Source organism: Mesorhizobium sp. CA6, assembly GCF_020165035.1.
In the GTDB taxonomy this organism is placed as follows: domain Bacteria; phylum Pseudomonadota; class Alphaproteobacteria; order Rhizobiales; family Rhizobiaceae; genus Mesorhizobium.
Window position 1 is genome coordinate 108,779 of sequence record NZ_JAIUHI010000008.1, and the last position, 25,106, is coordinate 133,884.

Consider the following 25,106-nt stretch of genomic DNA (forward strand, 5'->3'; position numbering starts at 1 on the left):
GAGCAGATCGACCATTTGTCAGCCCAGCAGCGCCGCGCTCAGAGCGGGTTTTCGGCGTAGAACTCGAGCACGCGCTGTTTGAAGCTCTTGTCGCCGACGGCAAGCATGTGGTCGCGTCCCTCGATGTGAAAGGCCCTGGCGTTAGGCATGAGGGCGGCAAGCTCGTCCGGCGAGCCGCCGATGTCATCTTTGGTGCCGACGGCGATCAGTGTCGGCTGGGCGATGCGGGCCATGTCATCCTCGCTCAGCAACTCGCGCGACTTTGCGATGCAAGCCGCAAGCGCGCGACGATCGCTGCGCGTCTGATCCGCGAAGGCGCGAAAGGAGCGCCCGCGCGGATGCGTGGTCTGGGAAGGGTCTTCCGCCAGCAGGGCCGCCGCGATAGGATCCCAGTCGCCGACCCCGTCGATCATGCCGATGCCGAGGCCGCCGAACACCAGCGTCGCCACCTTCTGCGGATCGGAGAGCGCCAGGAAAGCCGAAACGCGCGCGCCCATCGAATAACCCATGACATGCGCGCGCTCGATGCCGAGATTATCAAGCAGCGCGGCCGCATCGGACGCCATCTTGGCCGGCGTGTAATCGGCCTCGTCATAGCTCTTCGACGACGAGCCATGGCCGCGATGGTCGAAAGCGATCGCCCGGTAGCCGGCGTCGTTCAGCGTCTTGAACCAGCCCGGCGAGACCCAGTTGACGTAGTGGCTCGAGGCAAAGCCATGGATCATCAGCACCGGGTCGCCCTGCCCCGAGGCCGGTTGGCGATCGAGATAGGCAAGTTCGAAACCGTCATGGGAAAAGAACTGCATCGGCAGATTTGCTTTTCAGTTGGCGCCAGTACCGATAGCCGGGTGGCGCAACAGATCGCCTTCCTTGATGCCGTCCCTGGCGGCTGTGCCGGCCTTGAGCTCAAGCACGAAGCGCACAGGTTGTCCCGGCGAGATGATCGCTTCGGATTCGGGCTCGCCGCGCTTGATGGCTTTGATCCTGCCATCCTCACCGATGAAGATCAGGTCGAGCGCCATCGGCGTGTTCTTCATCCAGAAGTCCACCTCGTCCGTTCTTTCGAAGACGAACAGCATGCCGTGATCGTCGGCCATGGTCTGGCGAAACATCAGTCCCGCCTCGCGTTCGGCAGAGGTATCGGCGATCTCGATGGAGAAGGAACGCTCTCCCGAACCGGTCGACACCACAAGCGGCGTCCGGTCGATCGGCAGCAGCATCGCATCCGCCGAACTTGGCTTCGCAGCGATGAAACAGGCGGCGAAAACGATCGCGGCGCAGAATATGCCCGCAGTCAGCCATTTGCGATGAACCATGCGTACCTCGTCCAGACGCTCGTCCTAAACCATCGTCCGGACAAGTGGAACCGGTTTTCGGACAAGATGGTCGCGCCGCGGCAAAGGGACCTCTCGACTGAGTCGAGAGACCTCAGTGCGAGACCGACAAGGTGCCCATATCGGGGTGGATTTCGGCGGCCATAAGGCCTTTGTCGCCGCGCCCGAACCGAACGAGCACGACTTGGCCGGGCCGGAGCTCGGTTATGCCGTAGCGCCGCAGCGTCTCCATGTGGACGAAGATGTCTTCCGTCCCCTCGCCCCGCGTCAGGAAGCCGAAACCCTTGGTACGGTTGAACCACTTGACCAAGGCTCGCTCAAGGCCACTCTCCGGGTTGACGGTGACATGGGTGCGCTGTTCCTGCTCTGCCGGGTGGACGGCCGTCGAGGCATCCATGGAAAGGACGCGGAAAGCCTGCAAGCCGCGTTCGCCCTGTTTGACCAGGCAAACAACCCGCGCGCCCTCGAGCGCCGTCTGGAAACCGTCCCTTCGAAGACATGTCACATGGAGGAGAATATCACCCGAGACGCCGTCGTCCGGAAGAATGAAGCCGTAGCCCTTGGCCACGTCGAACCATTTGATAGCGCCGGCGATTTCGACAAGCTCGGCGGAGTCGCCGCCATTGTCCCGCTGCAAGGCGTCGTCAAGGCTTCCGTCCCGCCTCGTGAAAGAGGCTTTTTCCCCCATAAGAATGCCCCCTTTTTCCAACTGAACCGCAACTGATTCTTGCCAAGAGATTAACACTGCGGCTTCCGGGGTGTGCAAGGGCTGACGTGCCTTTTTTCACCGTTCAGCACCGGAAAGGCTGAAATGTCCTTTGCCGGCGCTTCCGGAAGCCGAAATCGCAAGGCCTGAAATCGACCGTGCCGCCGCTATTGTCGGACGATTGCCCTTTCCCCGGACGGCTCCTATGGTGCGTTCCAACCCCAACACTTTGAGGAAGCCGCCATGCGCTATCTGCACACAATGGTCCGCGTCGCCGATATCGACCAGTCGCTCGATTTCTACTGCAACAAGCTCGGCCTCAAGGAGGTGCGCCGCTACGAGAACGAGCAGGGCCGCTACACGTTGATCTTCCTCGCCGCGCCGGAAGACGAGCAAAGCGGCATCCATGAGAAGGCGCCGCTGATCGAATTGACCTACAATTGGGACCCGGAGGACTATAAGGGCGGCCGCAATTTCGGCCACCTCGCCTATGAGGTCGACGACATCTACGCAACCTGCCAGAAGCTGATGGACAATGGCGTGACCATCAATCGTCCGCCGCGCGACGGCAACATGGCTTTTGTCCGCTCGCCGGACGGCATCTCGATCGAGCTGCTGCAGAAGGGCCCGGCCAAGGCGAAGGCCGAACCATGGGCCTCGATGCCGAACACGGGCGTCTGGTAAATCCACCCCGATTTGACGGTGGGCAGCTGGCGTTTCGCCCGGCGCTGCCTATCTATCCGCGATTGGCGCCAGCCTCATCCAGGCTGGCGTCTCTTCATCCGCCAGGAGAATTTCATGCTGACCAGCCGCGCCGATGTCACCACCGAACATGCCAGCCGCTACCTGCAGCAGCTCTGCAAGCACTGGTCGCATAAATTCCCGGTCGAGTTCGACCCGCAGCACGGCGCCATCCAGCTCTCGATCGGCCGCACCGTGATGGATGCCGACGATCGGGCCCTGCACATCGCTGTGGCCGCCGACGACGAAGCGTCGCTGGAGCGGCTGGAGAGCGTGGTCGCGGACCATATCAAGCGTTTCGCCTTCCGCGAGGAACTAAGCTTCGATTGGCAAAAGGCCGCCTGAGCCGGAGCAATTCCGGGAAAAGTGCCTCGGACAGTCAGCCGCCGGCCTTGCCGGCCATGTCGAGCAGGGCCAGCACGCTGCGCCAGTTGCGCGCCGTGCCCGGCACCTTCAAGGTACGCGGGATGAGGTTGGCGAACACCGATTTGCCGAGCCCGTCCGGCGCATGAAGATAAAGCACGTCGCCCTTGATCTCGAAGCGCTCGGGGCCGGAGCATTTGTCGGCGAGCCGCTTCGTCTCCTCAGCGGTCGGCTCCCGTTCCAGCGCATAAGCGTGCAGCTTGGTCGGCTCGCCGGCCACCTCGGGATAGGGATTGTCCTTCACCAGCCGCTCGAACCAGCCGGCATCGCGCACCATGATGCGCGAATGAAAACCCCACTTCTTCTCGAAGGCAGCCTCGATCTCCTTGGTCAGCGCCGCCGCGTCTCCCTTCTTCGCCCGGAACACGACATTGCCGCTCTGCACATAAGTCGCGACATCGCTGAAGCCGAGACTTTCGAAAAAGGCTTTGAGCTCCGCCATCTTGACGATGCGGTTGCCGCCGACATTGATGCCGGAAAATAGCGCAACGAAAACCGGGCCCTTCATATGATGAACCCCGCCAGCGTCTCGTTGTCGGTGATATCCTGATATTGCACGCCTTCGGCGTCGAAATTGGCTTTCAGCAGGTCGAAATTGCGCCGGTCCTTGGTCTCGATGCCGATCAGCACCGAGCCGAAATTGCGCGCCGACTTTTTCAGATACTCGAAGCGGGCGATGTCGTCGTCGGGACCGAGCATTTCGAGGAAATCGCGCAGCGCGCCCGGCCGTTGCGGGAAGCGGATGATGAAATACTTCTTCAACCCCTCGAAGCGCAGCGCCCTCTCCTTCACGTCCGGCAGCCGCTCGAAGTCGAAATTGCCGCCGGAGACGACCGCGACGATGGTCTTGCCCCTGATCTCCTTGCGCGAAAAATCCTTGAGCGCGTCGATCGCCAGCGCGCCGGCCGGCTCCAGCACGACGCCCTCGACATTGAGCATCTCGATCATGGTGGCGCAGAGCCGGTTCTCCGGAACCAGGCGCACGGCATCGGCGGTGAAGTCCTTGAGATGGCGCAACGGCTCGCGTCCGATCTCGGCCACCGCGGCACCGTCGACAAAATTGTCGACCTTGGCGAGCTTGACCCGCTTGCCGCCGGCAAGGCTCTCGCGCAGGCTCGGCGCGCCCGCCGGCTCGCAGAACACGAAACGCGGATCGCGATGCTGGTCGGCGAAATAGTGGGCCACACCGGCGGCGAGGCCGCCGCCGCCCACCGGCAGCATGACGATGTCGGGCACGCGCCCGCCCGGCATCTGGGCCGCGATCTCGTAGGCAACCGTCGCCTGGCCCTCGATAATGTCCTTGTGGTCGAAGGGCGGCACCATATGCGCGCCGGCGGTTTCGGTGAATTCGAAGGCGGCGCGGTAGCAATCGTCGAAGAAGTCGCCGACCAGCCTGATCTCGACGAAATCGCCGCCGAACAGCCGCGTCTTGTCGATCTTCTGCTGCGGCGTCGTCACCGGCATGAAGACAACGCCTCGTCTGCCGAAATGGCGGCAGACGAAGGCAAAGCCCTGGGCGTGATTGCCTGCCGAGGCGCAGACGAACAGCTCGGCATTGTTGCCGGCGGCGAGCGCCTTGCGGAAGAAGTTGAACGCGCCCCTGATCTTGTAGGAGCGCACCGGCGTCAGATCCTCACGCTTCAAAAGGATGCGCGCGCCTGTCTTCTTGGACAGGTAATCGTTCTCCTGCAGCGGCGTCTCCGGAAGGATTTCGCGGATCGCCTCGGCGGCAGCGGCGACGCGAGAAGAGAAGCTGTTCAATAGAAGTCCCTCATTTGGTCTCGGCGGTACGCCAGGGCAGCCATATCCCGCGCCTGCAATCTTCCTGCCGCCGTTTTGGCTTTCGCGCAACAGTGCGATGGCCGTCGCCCGACGCTGAGCCAATTTCCGCTGGACACGACTTACTTTAGCCGCACTTCGGCTGTCCGGGAGATTTCCGCGGAGGTGGACGGCCAATCGTGGCCGGAGTGGAATGCCAGTGAAAGTGTCGACGTGCGGTTGAAGACAATTCTGATCATCGCCTTTGCCCTGCTGATAGCAGGCTGCGCGGGCCAGCAGACGCAGGAAATTCTGGGCAGCGTCGTCGTGCCGACGACGGCGACCGAGATCGCCGGCAACCACTCGATCTTCATCGCCACGACCCGCAAGCGCTCCGACGACCCGAACAAGGTTTTTGACGGCGAACGCTCGGCGACCCTCAACTATGCGCGTGTCAACGTCACCGTTCCCCCCATTCACCAGACCGGCCAGATCGAGCGCCGTTCGCGCGGCAAGTCGAACGACCCGACGAAATATTTCATGGCCTCCGAAGTCGTCGGCTACGACACGCAGCCGAAATTCGCCAGCGCCCTCAACACCGACATCGACGCCCGCGGCGGCCGCGTCATGGTTTTCGTCCACGGCTACAACACCGGCTTCGACGACGCCGTCTACCGGCTGACCCAGATCGTCCACGATTCCGGCTATCCGGGCACGCCGGTGCTGTTTTCCTGGGCCTCCGGCGCCAAGACCACCGACTATGTCTATGACAAGGAAAGCGCCGCCGCCGCCCGCGACCAGCTGGAGGTGACGTTGCGGATGCTGGCGCAGACCGGCGCCCGGCGCATCGACATTGTCGCCCATTCGATGGGAACCTGGGTGACGATGGAGACGCTGCGCCAGCTTGCCATCACCGGCGACCGCGATCTCGGCGGCAAGCTCGGCGACGTTGTGCTCGCCTCGCCCGACATCGATGTCGATGTGTTCAAGAGCCAGATGCGCCGCTACGGCAAGCCCGACAAGCCCTTCATCCTGCTCCTGTCGGACGACGACCGGGCGCTGCGGCTCTCCGGCCTGATCGCCGGCGCGCGGCCGCGCGTCGGCGACTATCGGGATGCCGCAGATCTCGCCTCCTATGGCGTCACGGTGGTCGACCTCTCCAAGATCAAGGGCGTCGACAGTTTCAACCACACCAAATTCGCCGACAATCCGATGATGGTGCAGATGATCGGACAGCGGCTGCGCGAGGACGATGGCTTTGCCAGCGATCGTGATGTGACGGACCGCATCCGTCAGCTGGCTGCGCAGTAACCGTATCGGTGCGGGTTCCGCGCCGCAGGGACTTTGAACTGGACCCGGCCGCTCTCTGGCTTTATCGCAGTAGCAAGAGATGTTGCCGCCCTTGGGGGACCCCGGGTGATTGCGCATGTGAAGATCGTTGTCGGCCTTGCCTTCACGCTCGCCCTCGCCGGCTGCGCCGGTCCCACGCATGATCTTCTCAACCGCAAAACAGTTACAGCGCCTGCCTCCGACATCGCCGCCACGCATGAGATCTTCGTCGCCACCACCCGCCAGCAGGCGACCAAGGATCCGCGCCAGGTCTTCGACGGCGACCGTTCGCTGACCACCAGCTACGCCCGCGTCGACGTCACCGTGCCGAAGATCCACCAGGTCGGCGCGATCGAGCGCGCCAAGGGCTCGGCAGACTCCAATCCGGCCAAGCAGTTCACCGCCACCGATGTCGTCCACTATGGCGACGCGCGGCAATTCGCCAAGGCGGTCGGCGCCGACATTTCCATGCGCGGCGACCGTGCCCTGGTGTTCGTGCACGGCTTCAACAACGGTTTCGACGACGGCATCTACCGCATCACGCAGATAGCGCATGACACCAAATATCCCGGAACGCCGGTGCTGTTCTCATGGGCATCGAGCGCCAAGGCGACCGGCTACATCTATGACAAGGACAGTTCGACCGCCGCGCGCGACGATCTCGAGGCGACGCTGCGGATGCTTGCCAAGACACGCGTCAAGAGCATCGACATCATCGCCCATTCGATGGGCACTTGGCTGACAATGGAGGCGCTGCGCCAGCTCGCCATCACCGGCGATCGCGATCTCGGCGGCAAGCTCGGCTACGTCATTCTCGCCTCGCCCGACATCGACGTCGATGTCTTCAAGAAGCAGATGATCCGCTACGGCAAGCCCGACAAGCCCTTCGCCATCCTGCTTTCGGGCGACGACCGTGCGCTGAAGCTGTCGAGCTTCATTTCCGGCGACAAGCCGCGCGTCGGCGACTACGGCAACGCCGCCGATCTCGCCGATTACGGCGTGACGGTCGTCGACCTGACCCACGCCAAGGGCGGCGACGGCCTGAACCATGCCAAATTCGCCGACAACCCGATCCTGGTGCAACTGCTGGGCAACCGGCTGCGCACACCGGCCGGGCTTGCGTCGGACGAGCCCGACCCGACGCAGCTCAACGATATCGGCCAAGGCCTCGGCAAGGCGGTCGGCTCGGTCGCCGAGGTCGTCATCACCACGCCGTTCAGGGTCTTGACCATCGCTACCGGCGGATAGCTGACGCTCAGATAAAAAGATCGACCTTCTGGAACGTCGTCACGTCGACCAGGCCGACGTCCGAGATCCTGAGCTCCGGAATGACCACGAGCGCCAGCAGCGAGTGCTGCATATAGGCGTTGTTGAGCGAGCAGCCGACCTTGCGCATCGCCTCGGTCAGTTGATCGGCCTTGGCCGCGACGATCTCGGCGCGTTCGTCGGACATCAGGCCGGCGATCGGCATCTCGACCAGCGCCAGTTCCTTGCCCTCGGAATAAAGCACGACGCCGCCGCCCACCTCGCTCAGCCGGTTCACGGCCAAGGCCATATCCCCCTTGTTGGTGCCGACGACGATTATGTGGTGCGCGTCATGCGCCACGCTGGACGCCATTGCGCAGTCTTTCACATAGCCGAAACCGGAGACGAAGGCGTTGGTGACGCCGCCCGTGCCGCGATGCCGCTCGACCAGGGCGATCTGGCAGATGTCGTTGCGGCGATCCATGGCGACCAACCCGTCCTCAACCGCCAGATCGGCTTCCAGAGCCCGCGTCGGCGCCTGGTTCTCGATCACGCCGATCACCCGCGCCCGCACCTCGTTGGCGCCCGCCGGCGCGGAAATGTCAAAATCCTTCGCCGCGAGTTTCTTGCCGAGCTTGACCGTGTTCTTCGCGGATTGCGGATAGTCATAGGCGGGGATGTGGATCTCGAGCTTGCCGGCCTTGGCCAGCCTGAGGCCGCGGCCATAGACCTCATCTATGGTCATCCGGGCAAGGTCCGAAACGATCAGCAGATCGGCCAGCCGTCCGGGCGCGATGGAGCCGATCTCGCGCTCCAACCTGAAATGCTGCGCCGTGTTGAGCGTCGCCATCTGGATCGCCGTCACCGGCTTCAGCCCCTGGCTGATGGCATGCCGCACCACGCGATCCATATGGCCTTCATGCACAAGCGTGCCGGAATGGCTGTCATCGGTGCACAGGATGAAGTTGCGCGGGTCGATGCCGCCTTCGGTCACCGCCTTGATCTGCGCTGCGACGTCGTACCAGGCCGATCCCAGCCTCAGCATTGCCTTCATGCCCTGGCGCACCCGCGCGATCGCGTCCTCCGCGCGCGTGCCTTCATGGTCGTCCTCCGCTCCGCCGGCGACATAGCCGTGGAAGGGCAGGCCGAGATCGGGCGATGCATAATGCCCGCCCACCGTCTTGCCGGCCCTGACCGTCTCGGCGATCTCGCCCGACATCACCGGATCGTTGGCAGCGACGCCGGGGAAATTCATCACCTCGCCAAGCCCGATGATATTTTCCCAGGTCATGGCCTCGGCCACGTCGGCGACCGTCAATTCGGCGCCGGCATGCTCCAGCCCCGGCGCCGACGGCACGCAGGACGGCATCTGCACATGCACGTTGATCGGCATCGCGACCGCCTCGTCATGCATCAGGCGCACGCCCGGCAGTCCAAGCACATTGGCGATCTCGTGCGGATCGATGAACATCGAGGTCGTGCCGTGCGGGATGACCGCGCGGCAGAACTCCGTCACCGTCACCATGCCGCTTTCGACATGCATATGCGCGTCGCAAAGGCCGGGCACCAGATAGCGCCCGCCGGCATCGACGACCTTCGTCCCCTGCCCGATGGCATGGCTGGCGTTCGGCCCGCAATAGGCGAAGCGTCCGGCTGCGATCGCGATATCGGTGCCGGGGATGATCTCGCCCGAATGGACGTTCACCCAGCGACCGTTGCGGATGACCAGATCGGCCGGCTTTCGGCCCATCGCGACGTCGACCAGATGTGTCGCCACTTCCGTCCACGGCTTTGGCTTTGCAGCGCTGGTCGGCTTGGCGTTCGTCATGGGCTTGAGTCCTCTGCGTAGGTCACTTTGGCAAATGTCGGCGTCCGGAGCCAGAGCGCCAGGTCGTACACCACTGTTGCAGAGATGCAATTCCGTTTCGCGGCGAATGGGGCTAGTCTGCTTCGAGGAGTCGTTCGAAACCGCCATTTCGGAGCGATCGATGCGTCGACTGACGCTTGCCAGTGCCGGGTTTCTTGTCCTGCTGTCCGGATCCGCCGGGGCGGCGGATCTGGGTGGCGATCTGCCGATGACCGCGGCCGGCTTCGACTGGACCGGCTATTACGCCGGCCTGCAGGCCGGCTATGGCTGGGGCCGGTCCGACATCAGCGTCGAGGGCGGTTCGGTGAAGCCCGATATCGATGGCGGTTTCGTCGGCGGCCATGTCGCGGGGCTCTGGCAGTTCGACCAGGCTGTGATCGGCGCCGAAGCCGATCTGAACTACGCCTCGATCGACGGCACCGCCGAGGCCGGCCCGGCAAACACATTCGGCACCGACATCAAATGGTTCGGATCGATCGATGCCAAGGCCGGCTACGCCATGGATCGCGTGCTGATCTACGGCATCGGCGGCGTCGCTTTCGCCGGCATCGAGACCTCGCAGGCAGCAGGCACGGCCTTTGCCCAAACCCGCACCAGCACCGGCTGGACGCTCGGCGCCGGCGTCGACTATGCCTTGACCAACAATGTCGTCGTCGGCGCACAATACCGCTACTACGATTTCGGCAAGGAGCATTTCGATGCGCCGGACACGTTCGCCGACCGCGACCAGGACGTGAAGCTGCAGACGCTGGGGGTGAATTTCAGCTACAAATTCTGAGGCTTGCGGTGCCGCGAAATGCGCAACACCCGCTTCCGCATCTCTTGAAAATTCAGGTGGCCGGCGCCCGCAGGGGGCGGGGGAATGGGTAGGGGCCTGATAGACGCCGGCCTCGGCGGATCAATCCGCCACGGCGCAAACATTAGCGTTCCCAAGGCAGGCCGTAATAGCGTGATCGCGCCACTTTCCCACCGCCCTGCCCCGCCTAGCGGACATGCTTGGCTGAACGGTCAGGATCGGTCCGAAGCCCTCTTTCCTTCAGGCATGGCCTCGAGACACTCCTCCAGCCGCCGCAGCCGGGCCTTTTGCCAGCGCAACGTGTGGGCGACCTCGTGCAGGTTCCATTTGGCCTTCGAATTGGCGGCCTCGATCAGCCCTCGTTCGAGCCGACCGATCTCCCTGCGCAGCTGCTGCGCCTCCTCCTCCCGCAGTCCCCTGATCCAGCCTGGCCCACGCATGGTTCCACCATCAAAGCCGGCCATAGACTCGCACATAAAGGCTAATGGGATCAGTTCGGAGAAGTTGGCATTTTAAATATCACTAATATTAAATCTGCACTTGAGAACGGGCCGGACGGCGGCACAAAGCGCGGCCGATCCGAAACATGGCTTGACGGCTCATATCTGGCATCTGAAAAGGGCTCGCCTGCGGACGTGGCGGAATTGGTAGACGCAAGGGACTTAAAATCCCTCGATCTCTGATCGTACGGGTTCGATTCCCGTCGTCCGCACCACCCTTCGCTCTTCGACGAGTCCTCCGAAGCCTTGGCGAAGGAGGAGCTTCGGATGGCAGGCCACCTCCAACCGCAATCGGCTCAACCTTTCATCGGGTTGAGCTTCAAATGCTGGATCAGGATGATCGTCTTGGCGTCGACGATGCGGCCGTCGGCGATGCCGGCCAGCGCCTCGTCCAAGGGCATTTCCAGAACCTCGATGTCCTCGCCCTCCTCCGGCGCGCCGCCGCCGTCGGAAATACGGTCGGCCGGCGAATAGCGCGCGGTGAAGAACCAGAGCCGCTCCGTCACGCTGCCCGGGCTCATGAACGGCGAAAACAGCCGCTCGACATCCTTCAGGTGATAACCCAGTTCCTCTTCCGCTTCCTTGCGGATGGCGGTTTCGGGATCGTTCTCGTCGAGCAAGCCGGCGCAAGCCTCGATCAGCGGCTCGTGGTGGCCTACGGCGTAAGCCGGGAAGCGGAATTGACGCACCAGGAGGACGGTCGAGCGCTGCGGATCGAAGGGCAGGATCACGGCGCCGTCGCCGCGATCGTAGGTCTGGCGGGTCTGCGTCTCCCATCGCCCGTCGCGGCGGCGATAGTCGAGCACCGTCTTCTTCAGCACCGCCCAGTCGTCCGAAAGGACCTCCTGCGAACGAATGCGAATGCGATCTTCCATGACGACCTCCGTATTCGTTGCAAAGGCGTAGCGGTGAAAGGTGTCGCAGACAATCCAGGAAACCGACTGGCCTGGTATCCGACTGGCCTCGAAACCGATTGGTCCAGCGGGGGAGTCTCACCGGCTCGTGTCTGGCGCGTCGCGTCGCGACTGCCTAGATAGCGGTATCTCTCCAGGAGCCCGTTTCACATGACGTCATCGCTTTTCCAGCCGATCACCCTCGGCGGCCTCACCTTCCCCAACCGCATCGCGGTTGCCCCCATGTGCCAGTATTCGGCCGAGGACGGCTCGGCCAGCGATTGGCATCTCCATCACTGGATGAACTTGGCAATGTCGGGCGCCGGCATGGTGACCGTCGAGATGACCGATGTCGAGCGACGCGGGCGCATCTCGCATGGCTGCCTCGGCCTCTATTCGGACGACAACGAGGCGGCCGCGAAGCGTACGCTCGACGCCGCCAGACGCGTCGCCGCGCCCGCCACGAAATTCGGTGTCCAGCTTGCCCATGCCGGCCGCAAGGCCTCCAACCGCAAACCCTGGGAAGGCGGCGGTCCGCTGCAGCCGGGCGAAGATCCCTGGCAGACGGTTTCTGCCTCGGCCATCGCGTACGACACGGGCTGGAACCTGCCGCATGCGTTGGAGGAGGACGAGATCCTGGAGCTCATTGCACGTTTTGCGCAATCGGCCGTGCGCGCCGAACGGGCCGGCTTCGACTTTGCCGAACTGCACGCCGCGCATGGCTATCTGATCTTCCAGTTCCTCTCGCCGCTCTCCAACCAGCGTACCGACCGTTGGGGCGGGTCGCTGGAAAACCGCATGCGCTTCGCTCTCGAAATCGCCAGGGCGGTGAGAAAGGCCGTCCCGTCCATGATGCTGGGGGCGCGCCTTTCGGTTAAGGAATGGGTCGAAGGCGGTTTCGACATCGAGGACGCAATCGAGGTGGCCAAGGCGCTGAAGGCCGAGGGCATCGCCTATATCTGCTGCTCCAGCGGCGGCAATTCGCCCCTGCAGCAGGTGCCGCCCGGTCCCGGCTACCAGGTGCATCTGGCGGAGGCCGTACGCAACGGCGCCGGCATTCCGACGCGCGCCGTGGGGCTGATCGACGATCCGAGCCAGGCCGAGGCGATCGTCGCCGACGGCCGTGCCGACATGGTGGCGCTGGCGCGCGCATTCCTCGCCGACCCGCGCTGGGGCTGGCGCGCGGCCGCCGCCTTCGGTGAGGAAATCCATCCCGCGCCGCAGCTGGCACGTTCGGTGACGACGATGCGGCATTGGATGAAGGCCGCCGGCTAAAGCAATTCCAGGGAAAGTGTGACACGGTCAGCCTCGGCGGCTTCGCCGTGGCTTTCCGTCCGAATTGCGTCAAAACAAAACCGGAAATCGGCCGGGTCCTGAGACGTTTGGGCGCAGGATCCTCGCCACAACTGCAACCAATTTGGCCGCTTTACGTTGGCGGCCATGATGGACAACAAACCCTTTGAAAAGCCGGTGGTGGTCGAGCTCGGCCATGTCGGCAAATACCGCCAGATAAGCAGCACCCGCGAGGCCGCCGAGTGCCTGATGACCGTTTGGCCGCTCAATCGCGGCGATCGCCATCGTTATGCTCTCGACACTTGCCTCAAAGCGCTGGAAGGTTATCGTTCGACAGCGGACGCGCGTCGCGCCCTTGTCGAGGCAGCCAGGGAATCGGAAGTTCTGGTTCCCGAAGACAGGCTGCCCGACGGAAAGCTGCACTGAGCACGCTTCTTAACCGGAGGATTCCATGGCGAAGCTGACTTACAAGATCGTCGAGCATGATGGCGGCTGGGCCTACAAGGTCGGCTCGACATTTTCCGAGACTTTCCGCACGCACCAGGAGGCGCTGCGCGCCGCCGAGATCGCCTCGTCCGAACAGCAGGTTGCCGGTACCACCGACGGCATCCAATATGAGGACGCCGAAGGCACGTGGCACGACGAACTCGCCGACGGCCGCGACCGCCCGCAAACCGAAGTCTCCGACTAAGCGAGTTGGAACCCCCCCGCGACCGGCGAAGCCGGAAGGCCTCGCACCGGCCGCTGGTGGCTATGCGGCACTACTTACCGCAGTAGTTATCGTTGACGTTCTGTTGCGAGTTGGCATCCGGACCGGGTGTGTTGTGGGCGCACGGCCCCATGCCACCGGTATTCCCGTAGGTGGTCAGCCCGGAGCCGCCATTGATGCTGCCTGTGGTATAGGGATCTACCTGCTGCCTCGTGTCGGGACGATGATCGCGGTGCCACCACCACCAGTCATCGGATGACTGCGCCATGGCTGCGCCACCCATGGCCAGCACCAGCGCCGAAGCTGCAATGAGTCTTGTAATCATTGGATTCTCCATTCTCTTGATCGCCAAAAAAAACGGGCGCCAAGGCCCTGGCGACACCAACGAAACCCTGGGTTGGGTGCGAAGGTTCCCCTGGAAATTCCGGGTAGGACAGAATGTCCGACACATTTGCGTGACGCCGCGTGAAGAGCCGCGAGCCCCCCGCCAAGGTCAATTGCGGTCAATGCGCGAAAGCGCGCGCGGCGATACGCCGGACGAAGGCGACGACCCGTTCAGGGTCCGTAAATTGCGGCATGCGGCCCAGGCCTTCGATCCGCTCAAAGTCGAGGCCGTCGATCTTGTCCAGCATCGGTTGGCCATGGACCGCCTCGCCGATCACCTGGTCGCCGGTGCCGAACAGAATGCCTGCCGGCATCGCAATTTCGCGGTAAGACCGTTCGATTTCGCCAAGATCCCGTTCCACGGCCACGACATCGGTGGACGTGGCGAAATAGTGGGACGGACGCAGCCCCAGCCATCCGCCGCCGCCGATCATGTAGTCTGCCGGAACCGCTTGCGGCGCGAAAATGAACTGCAGCGTCGGCTGCGCGTAACGGAGGCTGAGCGGTATCGCCACCGTATAGGCCAGGACACGGCGCAGCAGCCGTGACGGAACATAGAGCAGGTCAAATCCCTGACGCCCCCTCGCTTCCTGATGCGTCAGCGGCGAGAGCAGCGCGATGCCGGAAATCGCTGTCGGATGGCCGGTCGCCAGCGCAAGCGCGATGGCCCCGCCGAGCGAATGGCCGACGACCAAAGGCCGCTCCAGGCGCAATTCCTCGATGAAGCGCCGCACGATGTCAGCCTGCTCGGGCAGCCGGCCGGTGGCCCCGGTTGCCCGAACTGAATAGCCCGACCCCGGCCGGTCGAGGGCGATCAGCCGGTAGCCAGGACCGAAGCGGCCGAACAGCGTCTGGCGGAAGTGGTGGAGTTGAGCGCCCAGCCCGTGCACAAAGACGATCGGCCTGCCGTCGCCCTCTTCCACATAGTGGATGCGGTTGCCGTCGATCTCGACGAATTTGCCGCAAGCCGGCACCAGTCTTTCGGCCTTTGCCGCAATCCGCCAGGTCGCAACTGTCACGGCCAGCACGGCAAGCGCCGCCGCGATGAGTAAGCCGACGAGCAACCACAGGACAAACGACATCAGCATGTTTTCACCCCAGCCGACCGACCGCACCATATCCGCAACGGCCGCCGCCACAAGCACTGATCCGGCTTTCGCATTGCGGCCGGCCGCGGGCCGCGTTATCTCAGGCGACCTTTGCTGCCGGAGCCCGCCATGCCTGAAATCGTCACCGCCGCCATGCTCGTCATCGGCGACGAAATCCTCTCCGGCCGCACCAAGGACAAGAACATCGGCCATCTCGCCGATATCATGACGGCGATCGGCATCGACCTGAAAGAAGTGCGCATCGTCCCCGATGAGGAGGACGAGATCGTTGCGGCGGTGAATGCCCTGCGTGCCCGCTATACCTACGTCTTTACCACCGGCGGCATCGGCCCCACGCATGACGACATCACCGCCGACTCCATCGCCAAGGCCTTTGGCGTGCCTTGCGAATACGACGCCAAGGCCTATGCGCTGCTCGAAGCAAGCTACGCCGGGCGCGGCATCGAGTTCACCGAAGCGCGCAAGCGCATGGCGCGCATGCCGCGTGGCGCCGACCATATCGACAATCCCGTCTCGGTCGCGCCGGGCTTCCGCATCGGCAACGTCCATGTCATGGCCGGCGTGCCGTCGATCTTCCAGGCCATGCTCGACAATGTGGTGCCGACGCTCAAGGCAGGCACCAAAATGTTGTCGGCCACGGTGCACTGCCCCTTCGGCGAGGGCCTGATCGGCGGGCCGCTGGCCGAGATCCAGAAGGCGCATCCAGGCACCATCATCGGCTCCTATCCCAAATATGGCGACGGCAAGTTCTGGACCGAGCTCGTCGTCCGCGCCCGCAGCGAGGAAGCGCTCGAGGCCGCGCGCAAGGACGTCGAGGCGATGGTGGCGGGCTTGGCCGAGGCAGGCTGATCCGCGGCTGGAACCAGTCAATGCGCTGAGGCGTTCCCTTGCCGCGCGGATGCGCGGGGTAAACAATTGAGGGACCAGCCATGCGCTTCAAGACGATCGTGGCCATTTTGCAGAACGAACAGGACGCCGAGCGCGTGCTCGATTGCGCCCTTCCGCTTGCCGAAAGATTCGAGAGCCATCTCGTCGGCATCCATGCCGAGGCGCTTCCCGTGCCCTACACATCGGCCACGGGCTTTCCCGACACCGAATTCCTGCAGGTCTCGGCCGAGATGAACAAGGAGCGCGCCGACAAATTGCAGGCCTATTTCCTCAAGCGGATCGAGGAATCCGGCCTCTCCTTCGAATGGCGAAGCCTGGAGAGCTTTTCCGGCGACAGCGCGCTGACCGGCATATCGAGCGTGCGCGCCGCCGATCTGATCATCGCCGCGCAGCGTGACACCGGCGGCGATCCGAGCGCCGATGTCGACACGCTGGTCTACGATGCCGGCCGGCCGGTGCTGGTCGTGCCGCATGACGGCCCGCTGGTGACAACCTTCAGGCGTGTGTTGCTGGCCTGGAACGGCAGCAAGGAAGCGGCCCGCGCGGCCTTCGACGCCCTGCCCTTCATTGCCGAGGCCGACAAGACCGACATTCTCGTCATCGATCCGCCCGAGAGCCTGGACGAATCCCCCGAGGCGGCCGGCGCCGAGATCGCGGCCGCCCTGTCGCGCCACGGCGCCAATGTCAGCGTCTCGGTGCAGAAGTCGGATGGCTCGGCAATCGACGATATCATCCAGTCGAGGATGGCCGAATCCGGCACCGACCTGCTCGTGCTCGGCGCCTACAGCCACTCCTGGCTGCGCCAGCTCCTGTTCGGCGGCGTTACCCGCACGGTACTGCGCAGCACGAATGTAGCCGCTTTCCTGTCGCGGTGACGCCGGAGCAACTCCGGGAAAAGCGTGACACGGTTCTCCGTCCGCGATGATATCTCAGTCGCGCTCTCGAAACGGAGGTCCACCGGTCTCCCGCGGAAGATCGTCGGAAATTCAGGTCGAGGGCCGTCCCACCTGCCGTGGTCAAACATCATCCGAGGACGTCCATCCGCTGTCCCTTGCCAAGAGCAAGGCTTTCCAGCTAATTCCGCCTGCATTCCATTGTTTCTGCGCGCTGATGGCGCGCGCTTGCGGAGTGCGCGAACATGTCCCTTCCCGAAAAAGCCTTTCCCGTCTCCTGGGACCAGTTCCACCGCGACGCCCGCGCGCTTTCCTGGCGGCTGTCCGGCGCCAACAAGGGGCAATGGAAGGCGATCGTCTGCATCACGCGCGGCGGCCTGGTCCCCGCCGCCATCATCGCGCGCGAGCTCGGCATCCGCGTCATCGAGACGGTGTGCGTGGCCTCCTATCATGACTACACCAGCCAGGGTCAGCTGCAGGTCCTGAAGGAGATTTCGCCTCCGCTGCTCGCCGATGACGGAGCCGGCGTGCTGATCATCGACGACCTGACCGATACCGGCAAGACGGCCGGCATAGTGCGCGCGATGATGCCGAAGGCGCATTTCGCGACGGTCTATGCCAAGCCGAAGGGCCGTCCGCTGGTCGACACGTTCGTCACTGAGGTCAGTCAGGACACCTGGATCTACTTCCCGTGGGACATGGGCTTCACTTACCAGAAGCCGATCGCGGACGATCACGCCGGCTGAACGGCCATTTTGTTTTCCAGAGAATCTGCCTTAAACTTGGGTCGTGTAGTCGTGCCAAGGAGCACGACTACTTTGCAGGATTGACTTTTTCTGGTGAGATTTTCCGACGGAGTGAAGTTTTTTACTTTTAAAGCTCATAATTCGCCGTAAGATTCGTAAGGTGGCAAACGATTCTGGAGGCTGGGGCAGCTTCTTACCATGTTGACGAGGCCGAGGACGCACAACCAGATGGCCGAAAGAGTCCGGCGGCTCTTCGGCGTTGCGCCTTGTCGCCTGCAGGTTGCCGCCTTGCCTTGGCGCGAGAGTGAGAACGGCGTCGAGATCATGCTTATCACCAGCCGCGACACCGGTCGCTGGGTGCTGCCCAAGGGTTGGCCCGAGGCCAGGGAACCGCTTTGCGAAGCCGCCGCTCGCGAAGCAGGCGAGGAAGCCGGACTGCGCGGCTCCATATCGCATGTTGAAGCCGGCCGCTATTTCTACGCCAAAGTCCTCGCCTCCGGCGAGGAAGTGCCTTGCGAGGTACTGGTCTTTCCGCTGCATGTCGACCGCGTCGCGGATCGCTGGAAAGAGAAGCGCGCGCGAACGCGCAAATGGGTTGGCCCGAACGAAGCCATCCGGATGGTCAACGAACCCGACCTCTGCCAGATCATTGCCGGCTTCTGCGCCGCGCCGCGCAAGTTCGCCTGACCCGCTCAGGCAAGGCCAAAATCGTCGGAACTGAGCCGGGTCCAACGATCGCCCATCAACCCGCCGATGAAAATGTCGCCGGAGCGGACCGCTTCGATGACCTCGGCGATGCGCGAGCGGACCATCGTGCCCCCGGCATAGCGGAAGAAGACGTCCTTGTGGCCGAAGAGTTGCGGCATGAACCGGTTCTGCGTCTGCCCGGCAATGCCGACGCAGCCCATCTCCCGCGCAGCCGCGATGAGACCGTCCAGCGTCGCTCCCCAATGGGATCCGGATGCCTGGATTTGCAATAGGTTCGCGATGCCGCCGGCCTGGCCGTAGAAGGCGTAGCAGCCCAGCATCCTGCCCGTTTCGTCGTAAGTCCCGCCGAAATGAAGTGGCCCGTCGGCCCGCTTCTCGGCCGCCAGCGCGAGCAGCCGCGGCAACTCCTCGCCCCTCCAACTCGGCCGAAGGGAGTAATCGGTCATGAGGGCAGACAGTCGCTCCGCAAATTGGGCCGCATCGATCGGCTCCCGGTGGATCCGTTGGGATGACGAATGCTGGGCCGATGGCTCGAACCTTCTTCTTGCAAGAGCGTCGAACGCTCTCGCGCAAGGATCGAGCGCCAGGCGAGGCAGCCCGGGCCATTTACGGCGCAGCACGGCGGCGGCCATGGCGCCCGGCCGGAAAATACAGGTCCACTCCAGGCAATGCACCGGCAGCAGCTGATACTTCATCGGGCGCGCGAACGCCAAGGATGTCCGGTTGGCGGAATCGGTCAGGTACAGGTCGAATTCACCCTGATGCAGGGCACGCAGCAATTGCGGGCCGGCCCAACCGTGATCGATGCTGGAGTCGGTCATGAAGGGACCGATGATGGCCGCGCTCAATGCCCTTCCATTGAGTTCATAGCGGGCTTTCAGAACGCCCATGAAGCCACCCAAGCGGCCCTGCGGGTTGATCTGGACAAGCGCCTTGCTCTCATCCCCGTCCAGGTAAAGCCCCCTCATATAGTCCGCCGTCTGCGCGATCGCTCGATCGCGTTGGCGGCGACGATGGCGAAACTTCATCAGGAACAGCGCGGCGACCTGCTCGAGATCCTCGGCGGTTAAAGGCCGAACCGAGCCATGCTGGGATTCCAGTGGCGCAACCACCTGTCCCGGACTCGCGGAAACAAGATTCATCGTGATTACCTATACGAAAGCGCTAAAGGCGGTCGTGCTTCTCAAAGGAAATCTCCGCCTGGTCGGCTTCCTGCAAAAAAAATCCTATAGGCCTTTCTTCTGCCATATCTGATTTTCTGTAAATACATTAAAATCATTGTTTGAATGTACATGAATAGCTAAAAACTAAAATAGAATTTCCTAAAATTTAAATATATATATAGTAATTTGAAAAACATATTGAACCCCTTTAACCGCATGACGGGAGAGCGGTTGCAACCGTATTGCGGCTGATGGCGCCCGGCGGAGGCCGGGCGCCGTCCTTTCCTCAGGCGACGAGGCCCTTGGTCAGCTCGAGCGCCTGACGCTCGAACAGCCGCCGGTAGATGCCGCCGTTCAGCCGGATCAGTTCGTCATGCGAACCTTCCTCGGCAATACGCCCGCGATCGAAGACCAGCAGCCGGTCGAGCGCGCGCACCGTCGAGAGCCGGTGCGCGATCACCAGGGTCGTGCGCCCGACCATCAATCGCTCCATCGCCTTCTGAATCAGCACTTCCGATTCCGAATCAAGGCTCGATGTCGCCTCGTCCAGGATCAGAATGCGCGCGTCGGCCAGGAAGGCGCGGGCGATCGCCACACGTTGACGCTCGCCGCCCGACAACTTCACGCCACGCTCGCCGACCAGGGTTCCATAGCCCTTGGGCAGGCTGGTGATGAAATCATGCGCGCTCGCGAGTTTGGCCGCATGCTCAATCTCGGCCTGGCTGGCGCCGGGCCTGGCATAGGCGATGTTTTCGGCGAGCGACCGGTGGAACAGGATCGGCTCCTGCTGAACGATGGCGATCTGGCTGCGCAACGAAGCCTGCTCGACCTGCGAGATGTCCTGCCCATCGATCAGGATCCGCCCGGCACTCACATCATAAAGCCGCTGGATCAGCTTGACGAAGGTCGTTTTGCCCGAGCCCGAATGCCCGACCAGCCCGATGCGCTCGCCGGCCGCGATATCGACCGAGAAATCGCGGTAGAGCGGCAGAAGGTGGGTACCGTAGTGGAACGTCACCTTGTCGAAGGCGATGTGCCCGTCGCCGATCCGGATCGGGCGAGCGCCGGGCCGATCCTCGATGCCGAGCGGCTCGGACTGGAAGTCGACCAGTTCCTCCATGTCGTTGATCGAGCGCTGCAGGTTGCGGATATGCGTGCCGATGTCGCGCAGATAGCCCTGCAGCACGAAGAACGAGGTTAGCACGAAGGCGACGTCGCCGGCGCTCGCCTGACCCCAGGCCCACAACATGAGGGCAAGACCGATGACCGCCGCCCGCATCACCAGCAGCAGCACCCCTTGTGTGGTGCCGTTGGCAGTGCCGCGCATCCAGGTGCGGCCGGTGCGCAGGCGCCATTTGGCGACGACGCGCGCCAGCCGCGCTTCCTCGCGAGCCTCCGCGCCGAAGCCCTTGACGACGGCGTTGCAGCTCACCGCGTCTGCCAGCGAGCCGCCCAGCCGCGTATCCCAGCTGTTGGCGAGCCGTGCGGCAGGCGCGACATAGCCGAGCGACAGTATCGCCGTGACAGCGATGAACAGCACCGAACCGGCGGCCACCACGGCCCCCATCAACGGCCAGAACCAGCCGAGCAGCAGCGTGGAGCCGACGAGCATGACGACCGACGGCAACAGCGCGATCAGGATCGTGTCGTTGAGCAGGTCCAGCGCCCACATGCCGCGCGTTATCTTGCGCACCGTCGATCCGGCAAAGCTGTTGGCGTGCCAGTCCGTCGAGAAGCGCTGCACCCGATGGAAGGCGTCGGCCGCGATGTCCGACATCATCTTCAGCGTCAACTCGACGATACACAGGAAGGCGACATTGCGCAGCACGACACCAGCCAGCGCCAGCGCGATCAAGGTCGAGAACGCCGTCATCGCCGCATTCCAGGCGACTGCGTCAGTTCCGGCGCCGCTGGCGACGGCATCGACCAAGCGGCCGGAATAGAAGGGTGTCAGCACGTCGGCGAGCGTCGAGAGCAGGAAGGCGCCCATGATGAGCGAAAGCCGCCATGGCTGGCCGCGCCAGTGGCTGAACGTAAAGCCAAGCACGCTGCGAAAGGCGCTTGCGCGCAGGTCGATCTTGAAACGAGCCATGATTTCATACGGGCGCAAACGAGCCCGGTCCCGGTAAAAATCGAATTGGAAAACCCGCGTCCGCGCCCTGCGGCGTCCCTGAAAGCGGGAGGTTCAGTATGGTAGGCCGCCTGCGCTGAGGCGGCGACCGGCAGCGGCAGATGCCTGGTCCGCGTCTGGCTCTCCGAGAAACCCTCGGAGCGCCGGCGCCGACCTAGGCCTCGCGGCCTCGCATAACGATGTCAAATCCTGCCATACGGTCCTCCCGGAAGGGAATCGCGGAAAGGTTGTTATAGGCAGACATCAGCCGATCGCCAAGTCGGCCCGTCGCCAAAACGACATCTGGTCCAAGCACTGCGACGAATTTGCAACAACGGCGGGTTGTGGCCGGGCCTCAGGCAGCGGGTGAGCGATCCAGTCGCATATAGCGCCCTTCCGCCCGGAATCCGAACTTCTGGTAAAGGCTGTGAGCGTCGCTGGTCGTGAGGCTCCAATGAGAGACGGTCTTCATATCGGGATGATCGAGGAGTGCCTGCACAAGCCGTTTTCCGATGCCATGCCCACGACGCTCCGGCCAGACGATGACGTCGGCAAGATAGGCAAAGACCGTGTAGTCGGTGATCGCGCGGGCGAATCCGACCTGCTTGCCATCGAGATAGGCGCCGACGCAGAGCGAGTTGTCGAAGGCGCGGCGGTTGGCTTCGTCGGTTCTGGATGCACCCCAATAGCTTTGCATGAGCAGATCGGAGGTCGCCCGGAAATCGATCCGCGACAGGTCGAAACTGATTTCAACATCCTGCATGCGCGGCGCAATCTCGCGGACTAGCCGCGATCCCGGAACCGGTTGGTGATCGGGTAGCGACGGTCGCGGCCGAAATTCTTCCGTGTGATCTTCACACCGGGCGCCGCCTGGCGGCGCTTGTACTCGGCGATGTAGAGCAGGTGCTCGACGCGCGTCACCGTCGCCCGGTCGTGGCCGCGCGCGACGATGTCGTCGACGCTCATCTCGTTCTCCACCAGGCATTCCAGAATATCGTCTAGCACCGGATAGGGCGGCAGCGAATCCTGGTCGGTCTGGTTCTCGCGCAGCTCCGCCGACGGCGCCTTGTCGATGATGTTCTTCGGGATGACCTCGCCCGACGGCCCAAGCGCGCCCGGCGGCACATGCGAATTGCGCCAGCGCGACAGCGCATAGACCTGCATCTTGTAGAGATCCTTGATCGGGTTGAAGCCGCCATTCATGTCGCCGTAGAGCGTGGCGTAGCCGACCGACATCTCGCTTTTGTTGCCCGTGGTGACCACCATCGAGCCGAACTTGTTGGAAATTGCCATCAGGATCGTGCCGCGCGCGCGGCTCTGCAGGTTCTCCTCGGTGATACCTTCCTGGGTACCCTCGAAGAGCTGGGTCAGCGCGTGCCTGAAGCCTTCGACCGGCTCGGAGATCGGCACGATGTCATAGCGGCAGCCAAGCGCGCGAGCGCAGTCCTCGGCGTCCTTCAGCGAATCCTTCGACGTATAGCGATAGGGCATCATGACGGTGCGCAACCGCTCTTCGCCCAGCGCATCGACGGCCAAAGCGGCGCAGATCGCCGAGTCGATGCCGCCGGAGAGGCCGAGCACCACGTTCTTGAAGCCGTTCTTGTTGACGTAGTCGCGCAGACCCAGCATGCAGGCCCGGTAGTCGGCCTCTTCACGCTCGGGGATCTTCGACATCGGGCCTTCCGAGCAGACCCAGCTGTCTCCCTTTCTTTTCCAGGTGGTGACGGCGACCGCCTCCTCGAACTGGCTCATCTGGAAGGCCAGCGTCTTGTCGGCCCCGATGGCGAACGAGGCGCCGTCGAAGATCAGCTCGTCCTGGCCGCCGAGCTGGTTGGCATAGATCATCGGCAGGCCGGTCTCGATGACCTGGCGGATGACGACCTGGTGGCGAACGTCGATCTTGGCGCGATAGTAGGGGGAGCCGTTCGGCACCAGCAGGATCTCGGCGCCGCTTTCGGCAAGCGTCTCGCACACGGCGATGTCGCCCCAGATGTCCTCGCAGATCGGAATGCCGATGCGCACGCCGCGGAAGTTGACCGGACCCTGCAGTTCCGGCCCGGCCTGGAAGACGCGCTTCTCGTCGAATTCGCCATAATTCGGCAGGTCGAGCTTGTAGCGCTCGGCGATGATCTTGCCGCCGTCGGCGAAGACGATCGAGTTATGCGTGCCGGTCCGGCGCTTCAGCGGCGTGCCGACGATGACGCCCGGCCCGCCATCGGCGGTGTCCTCGGCGAGGTCCTGCGCCGCCTTCTCGCAGGCCTTCAGAAAGGAAGGCTTCAGCACCAGGTCTTCCGGCGGATAGCCGGCGAGGAAGAGCTCGGTGTAGAGCACCAGATCGGCGCCCTGGCGCGCCGCGTCCGCCCTCGCCTCGCGCGCTTTTGCCAGATTGCCGGCGACGTCGCCGACGGTCGGGTTGAGCTGGGCGACGGCAATGCGCAGGATATCGGGAGCGGTCTTGGTCATGGTACGGGATTTAGCGTGGCTGAAATCGCCCCGCAATGGCGTTTGGTTGTGCCACTTGGGATCGATCGAAGATCGTATCCTGACTAATCGGCGGAGCCGATTATGTCCCTGATCGATTGAGGACCGTATCCTGACTAATAGGCGGCGCCGATTATGTCCTTGATCGATTGAGGACCGTATCCTGACTAATAGGCGGCGCCGGCAGAGCCGACTATCTCCCTGATCGACGGACGTCGATCGATCCCAACCACCTAGTCGCCCATATATTCGCGCAGCGCCTCTGCCGAGCGGTTCTCGCCGATCGACATCGCTAGGATGCGCGAGATGTGGCGGCGCGGCAGGCCGGTCTCGGCCGACCATTGGTTGATCTGCGCCTGGATCTTGTCGAGGTCCCGCTTCGAGGTTGGGTTTTCGGCGATGTCGAGGCCGGCATCGCGCAATGCCGCCGCCATGTCGGTAGAGACCACAAACGTGTCCCATTCGAGCCAGCGCAGGAAATACTGGCCGGTGTTGCCGCCGAGCCGGCTGCCATGCTTGGCGAGATACGCGGTCAGGCCGACCTGATCGTCCGCGGGCCAGGAGGCGATGAATTTGCCGAAGCTGCCATTCTCCTTCGAGACGCGATCGACGAAGGCGGCATTGTCGCGCACCGACTTGATCTTCTGCGGATTGCGCACGATGCGGCTGTCGGATGCAAGCTCGTGCCAGAAGTCGTCCGGCTGGAACAGAAGCCGCTTCGGCTCGAAGCCGAGGAACGCTTCCTCGAAACCTGGCCATTTCTGCTCGATGACCCGCCACACGAAGCCGGCGGCGAAAATGCGCTCGGCCATGGTGGAGAGGATGCGGTCGCCGGGGATCTTTGCAACCGCCATATTATCGGGCGCGGGGCCAAGCAACTGCGCCAGCACGGCCTCTCCGCCCTTGCGCTTTGCCGCCCGTGCATGGATTTTCTGGAAATCGAGCATCATTGTCCCCGCTTGTTCGCCGCAATCTATCACTTCACGTCCGGCCCGGCAGCCTCTACCTCTATCGACGCCCGGCCGAAGGA

At 63.4% G+C, this 25,106-nt stretch carries 27 protein-coding genes and 1 tRNA gene; 13 read left to right on the top strand and 15 right to left on the bottom strand.

The window, feature by feature from the left end; genetic code table 11:
* Positions 1-38: 38 nt before the first annotated feature.
* The 3 genes from LB526_RS14095 to LB526_RS14105 all read right to left on the bottom strand — a co-directional run bounded on the left by LB526_RS14095 (position 39) and on the right by LB526_RS14105 (position 2,022).
* Entirely contained in the window at positions 39-806 is a 768-nt protein-coding gene (locus tag LB526_RS14095; RefSeq protein WP_224628096.1) for an alpha/beta fold hydrolase, read from the bottom strand.
* A 15-nt stretch (positions 807-821) separates the two neighbouring features.
* Complete coding sequence (locus LB526_RS14100; protein ID WP_140840257.1) at positions 822-1,316, bottom strand: DUF192 domain-containing protein; 495 nt, start codon at positions 1,314-1,316, stop codon at positions 822-824.
* Between the two features lie 112 nt (positions 1,317-1,428).
* Entirely contained in the window at positions 1,429-2,022 is a 594-nt protein-coding gene (locus LB526_RS14105; RefSeq protein ID WP_095765583.1) for a cold-shock protein, read from the bottom strand.
* 261 nt (positions 2,023-2,283) lie between these two features.
* Here LB526_RS14105 and gloA point away from each other — a divergent pair, with 261 nt between their 5' ends.
* Both gloA and LB526_RS14115 read left to right on the top strand, forming a co-directional pair.
* Positions 2,284-2,724, top strand: coding sequence for a lactoylglutathione lyase (gene gloA, locus LB526_RS14110; protein WP_095765146.1), 441 nt, complete (start codon positions 2,284-2,286; stop codon positions 2,722-2,724).
* Positions 2,725-2,838: 114 nt separating this feature from the next.
* A complete protein-coding gene (locus tag LB526_RS14115) occupies positions 2,839-3,126 on the top strand; it encodes a DUF2218 domain-containing protein (protein ID WP_224628097.1) in 288 nt (95 codons plus the stop codon).
* Between the two features lie 34 nt (positions 3,127-3,160).
* Here LB526_RS14115 and LB526_RS14120 read toward each other — a convergent pair whose 3' ends face one another.
* Positions 3,161-3,712: a DUF1697 domain-containing protein gene (locus LB526_RS14120; RefSeq protein WP_224543786.1), complete on the bottom strand. Its 552-nt coding sequence runs from the start codon at positions 3,710-3,712 to the stop codon at positions 3,161-3,163.
* Positions 3,709-4,965: a threonine ammonia-lyase IlvA gene (ilvA, locus tag LB526_RS14125; protein ID WP_224628098.1), complete on the bottom strand. Its 1,257-nt coding sequence runs from the start codon at positions 4,963-4,965 to the stop codon at positions 3,709-3,711. The genes LB526_RS14120 and ilvA overlap by 4 nt, the downstream gene beginning before the upstream one ends.
* Positions 4,966-5,196: 231 nt before the next feature.
* Between ilvA and LB526_RS14130 the strand changes: the two genes are divergently transcribed.
* Both LB526_RS14130 and LB526_RS14135 read left to right on the top strand, forming a co-directional pair.
* Positions 5,197-6,273 (top strand): alpha/beta hydrolase, encoded by a 1,077-nt coding sequence (locus tag LB526_RS14130; protein ID WP_140840540.1) that lies wholly within the window; start codon positions 5,197-5,199, stop codon positions 6,271-6,273.
* 117 nt (positions 6,274-6,390) lie between these two features.
* Positions 6,391-7,539 carry an alpha/beta hydrolase gene (locus LB526_RS14135; protein WP_224628099.1) on the top strand — a complete coding sequence of 383 codons (1,149 nt, stop codon included), beginning with the start codon at positions 6,391-6,393 and terminating at the stop codon, positions 7,537-7,539.
* 7 nt (positions 7,540-7,546) lie between these two features.
* Here LB526_RS14135 and ade read toward each other — a convergent pair whose 3' ends face one another.
* A complete protein-coding gene (gene ade, locus LB526_RS14140; RefSeq protein WP_224628100.1) occupies positions 7,547-9,364 on the bottom strand; it encodes an adenine deaminase in 1,818 nt (605 codons plus the stop codon).
* A gap of 160 nt (positions 9,365-9,524) precedes the next feature.
* Between ade and LB526_RS14145 the strand changes: the two genes are divergently transcribed.
* Positions 9,525-10,181, top strand: coding sequence for an outer membrane protein (locus LB526_RS14145; protein WP_224628101.1), 657 nt, complete (start codon positions 9,525-9,527; stop codon positions 10,179-10,181).
* Between the two features lie 230 nt (positions 10,182-10,411).
* Here the strand turns inward: LB526_RS14145 and LB526_RS14150 are convergent, their stop codons facing one another.
* Positions 10,412-10,663 (bottom strand): hypothetical protein, encoded by a 252-nt coding sequence (locus LB526_RS14150; RefSeq protein WP_224525483.1) that lies wholly within the window; start codon positions 10,661-10,663, stop codon positions 10,412-10,414.
* Between the two features lie 165 nt (positions 10,664-10,828).
* On the opposite strand from LB526_RS14150, the gene LB526_RS14155 reads away from it, so the two are divergent.
* Positions 10,829-10,914 (top strand) — tRNA-Leu (locus LB526_RS14155).
* Between the two features lie 81 nt (positions 10,915-10,995).
* Here the strand turns inward: LB526_RS14155 and LB526_RS14160 are convergent.
* Entirely contained in the window at positions 10,996-11,574 is a 579-nt protein-coding gene (locus LB526_RS14160; protein ID WP_095765140.1) for an NUDIX domain-containing protein, read from the bottom strand.
* A 189-nt stretch (positions 11,575-11,763) separates the two neighbouring features.
* Here LB526_RS14160 and LB526_RS14165 point away from each other — a divergent pair, with 189 nt between their 5' ends.
* The 3 genes from LB526_RS14165 to LB526_RS14175 all read left to right on the top strand — a co-directional run bounded on the left by LB526_RS14165 (position 11,764) and on the right by LB526_RS14175 (position 13,576).
* Positions 11,764-12,867, top strand: a complete 1,104-nt coding sequence (locus LB526_RS14165) for an NADH:flavin oxidoreductase/NADH oxidase (protein ID WP_224628102.1) — start codon at positions 11,764-11,766, stop codon at positions 12,865-12,867.
* A 165-nt stretch (positions 12,868-13,032) separates the two neighbouring features.
* Complete coding sequence (locus tag LB526_RS14170; protein ID WP_095765138.1) at positions 13,033-13,311, top strand: DUF982 domain-containing protein; 279 nt, start codon at positions 13,033-13,035, stop codon at positions 13,309-13,311.
* Between the two features lie 25 nt (positions 13,312-13,336).
* Positions 13,337-13,576: a DUF2188 domain-containing protein gene (locus tag LB526_RS14175; protein ID WP_095765137.1), complete on the top strand. Its 240-nt coding sequence runs from the start codon at positions 13,337-13,339 to the stop codon at positions 13,574-13,576.
* Between the two features lie 70 nt (positions 13,577-13,646).
* Here LB526_RS14175 and LB526_RS14180 read toward each other — a convergent pair whose 3' ends face one another.
* Positions 13,647-13,919, bottom strand: coding sequence for a hypothetical protein (locus LB526_RS14180; RefSeq protein WP_224525477.1), 273 nt, complete (start codon positions 13,917-13,919; stop codon positions 13,647-13,649).
* A 178-nt stretch (positions 13,920-14,097) separates the two neighbouring features.
* Positions 14,098-15,117, bottom strand: coding sequence for an alpha/beta fold hydrolase (locus tag LB526_RS14185; protein WP_224628104.1), 1,020 nt, complete (start codon positions 15,115-15,117; stop codon positions 14,098-14,100).
* Between the two features lie 78 nt (positions 15,118-15,195).
* On the opposite strand from LB526_RS14185, the gene LB526_RS14190 reads away from it, so the two are divergent.
* From LB526_RS14190 to LB526_RS14205, 4 genes are all read left to right on the top strand, one after another.
* Positions 15,196-15,936, top strand: coding sequence for a competence/damage-inducible protein A (locus tag LB526_RS14190; protein ID WP_224628106.1), 741 nt, complete (start codon positions 15,196-15,198; stop codon positions 15,934-15,936).
* Between the two features lie 80 nt (positions 15,937-16,016).
* Positions 16,017-16,850, top strand: coding sequence for a universal stress protein (locus tag LB526_RS14195; RefSeq protein WP_224525470.1), 834 nt, complete (start codon positions 16,017-16,019; stop codon positions 16,848-16,850).
* A gap of 263 nt (positions 16,851-17,113) precedes the next feature.
* Complete coding sequence (gpt, locus tag LB526_RS14200; RefSeq protein ID WP_095765134.1) at positions 17,114-17,614, top strand: xanthine phosphoribosyltransferase; 501 nt, start codon at positions 17,114-17,116, stop codon at positions 17,612-17,614.
* A 198-nt stretch (positions 17,615-17,812) separates the two neighbouring features.
* Entirely contained in the window at positions 17,813-18,301 is a 489-nt protein-coding gene (locus LB526_RS14205) for an NUDIX hydrolase (RefSeq protein WP_095765133.1), read from the top strand.
* A gap of 5 nt (positions 18,302-18,306) precedes the next feature.
* Here LB526_RS14205 and LB526_RS14210 read toward each other — a convergent pair whose 3' ends face one another.
* From LB526_RS14210 to LB526_RS14230, 5 genes are all read right to left on the bottom strand, one after another.
* Positions 18,307-19,464, bottom strand: coding sequence for a hypothetical protein (locus LB526_RS14210; RefSeq protein ID WP_140840283.1), 1,158 nt, complete (start codon positions 19,462-19,464; stop codon positions 18,307-18,309).
* A gap of 307 nt (positions 19,465-19,771) precedes the next feature.
* Entirely contained in the window at positions 19,772-21,577 is a 1,806-nt protein-coding gene (locus LB526_RS14215) for an ABC transporter ATP-binding protein (protein WP_224628108.1), read from the bottom strand.
* 373 nt (positions 21,578-21,950) lie between these two features.
* Complete coding sequence (locus tag LB526_RS14220; protein WP_224628109.1) at positions 21,951-22,358, bottom strand: GNAT family N-acetyltransferase; 408 nt, start codon at positions 22,356-22,358, stop codon at positions 21,951-21,953.
* Between the two features lie 20 nt (positions 22,359-22,378).
* Positions 22,379-24,058: an NAD+ synthase gene (locus LB526_RS14225; RefSeq protein ID WP_224628112.1), complete on the bottom strand. Its 1,680-nt coding sequence runs from the start codon at positions 24,056-24,058 to the stop codon at positions 22,379-22,381.
* A 251-nt stretch (positions 24,059-24,309) separates the two neighbouring features.
* The gene (locus LB526_RS14230; RefSeq protein ID WP_224628200.1) at positions 24,310-25,023 is read right to left on the bottom strand and encodes a DNA-3-methyladenine glycosylase I; all 714 of its coding nucleotides are present in this window, start codon (positions 25,021-25,023) and stop codon (positions 24,310-24,312) included.
* Positions 25,024-25,106: the final 83 nt, after the last annotated feature.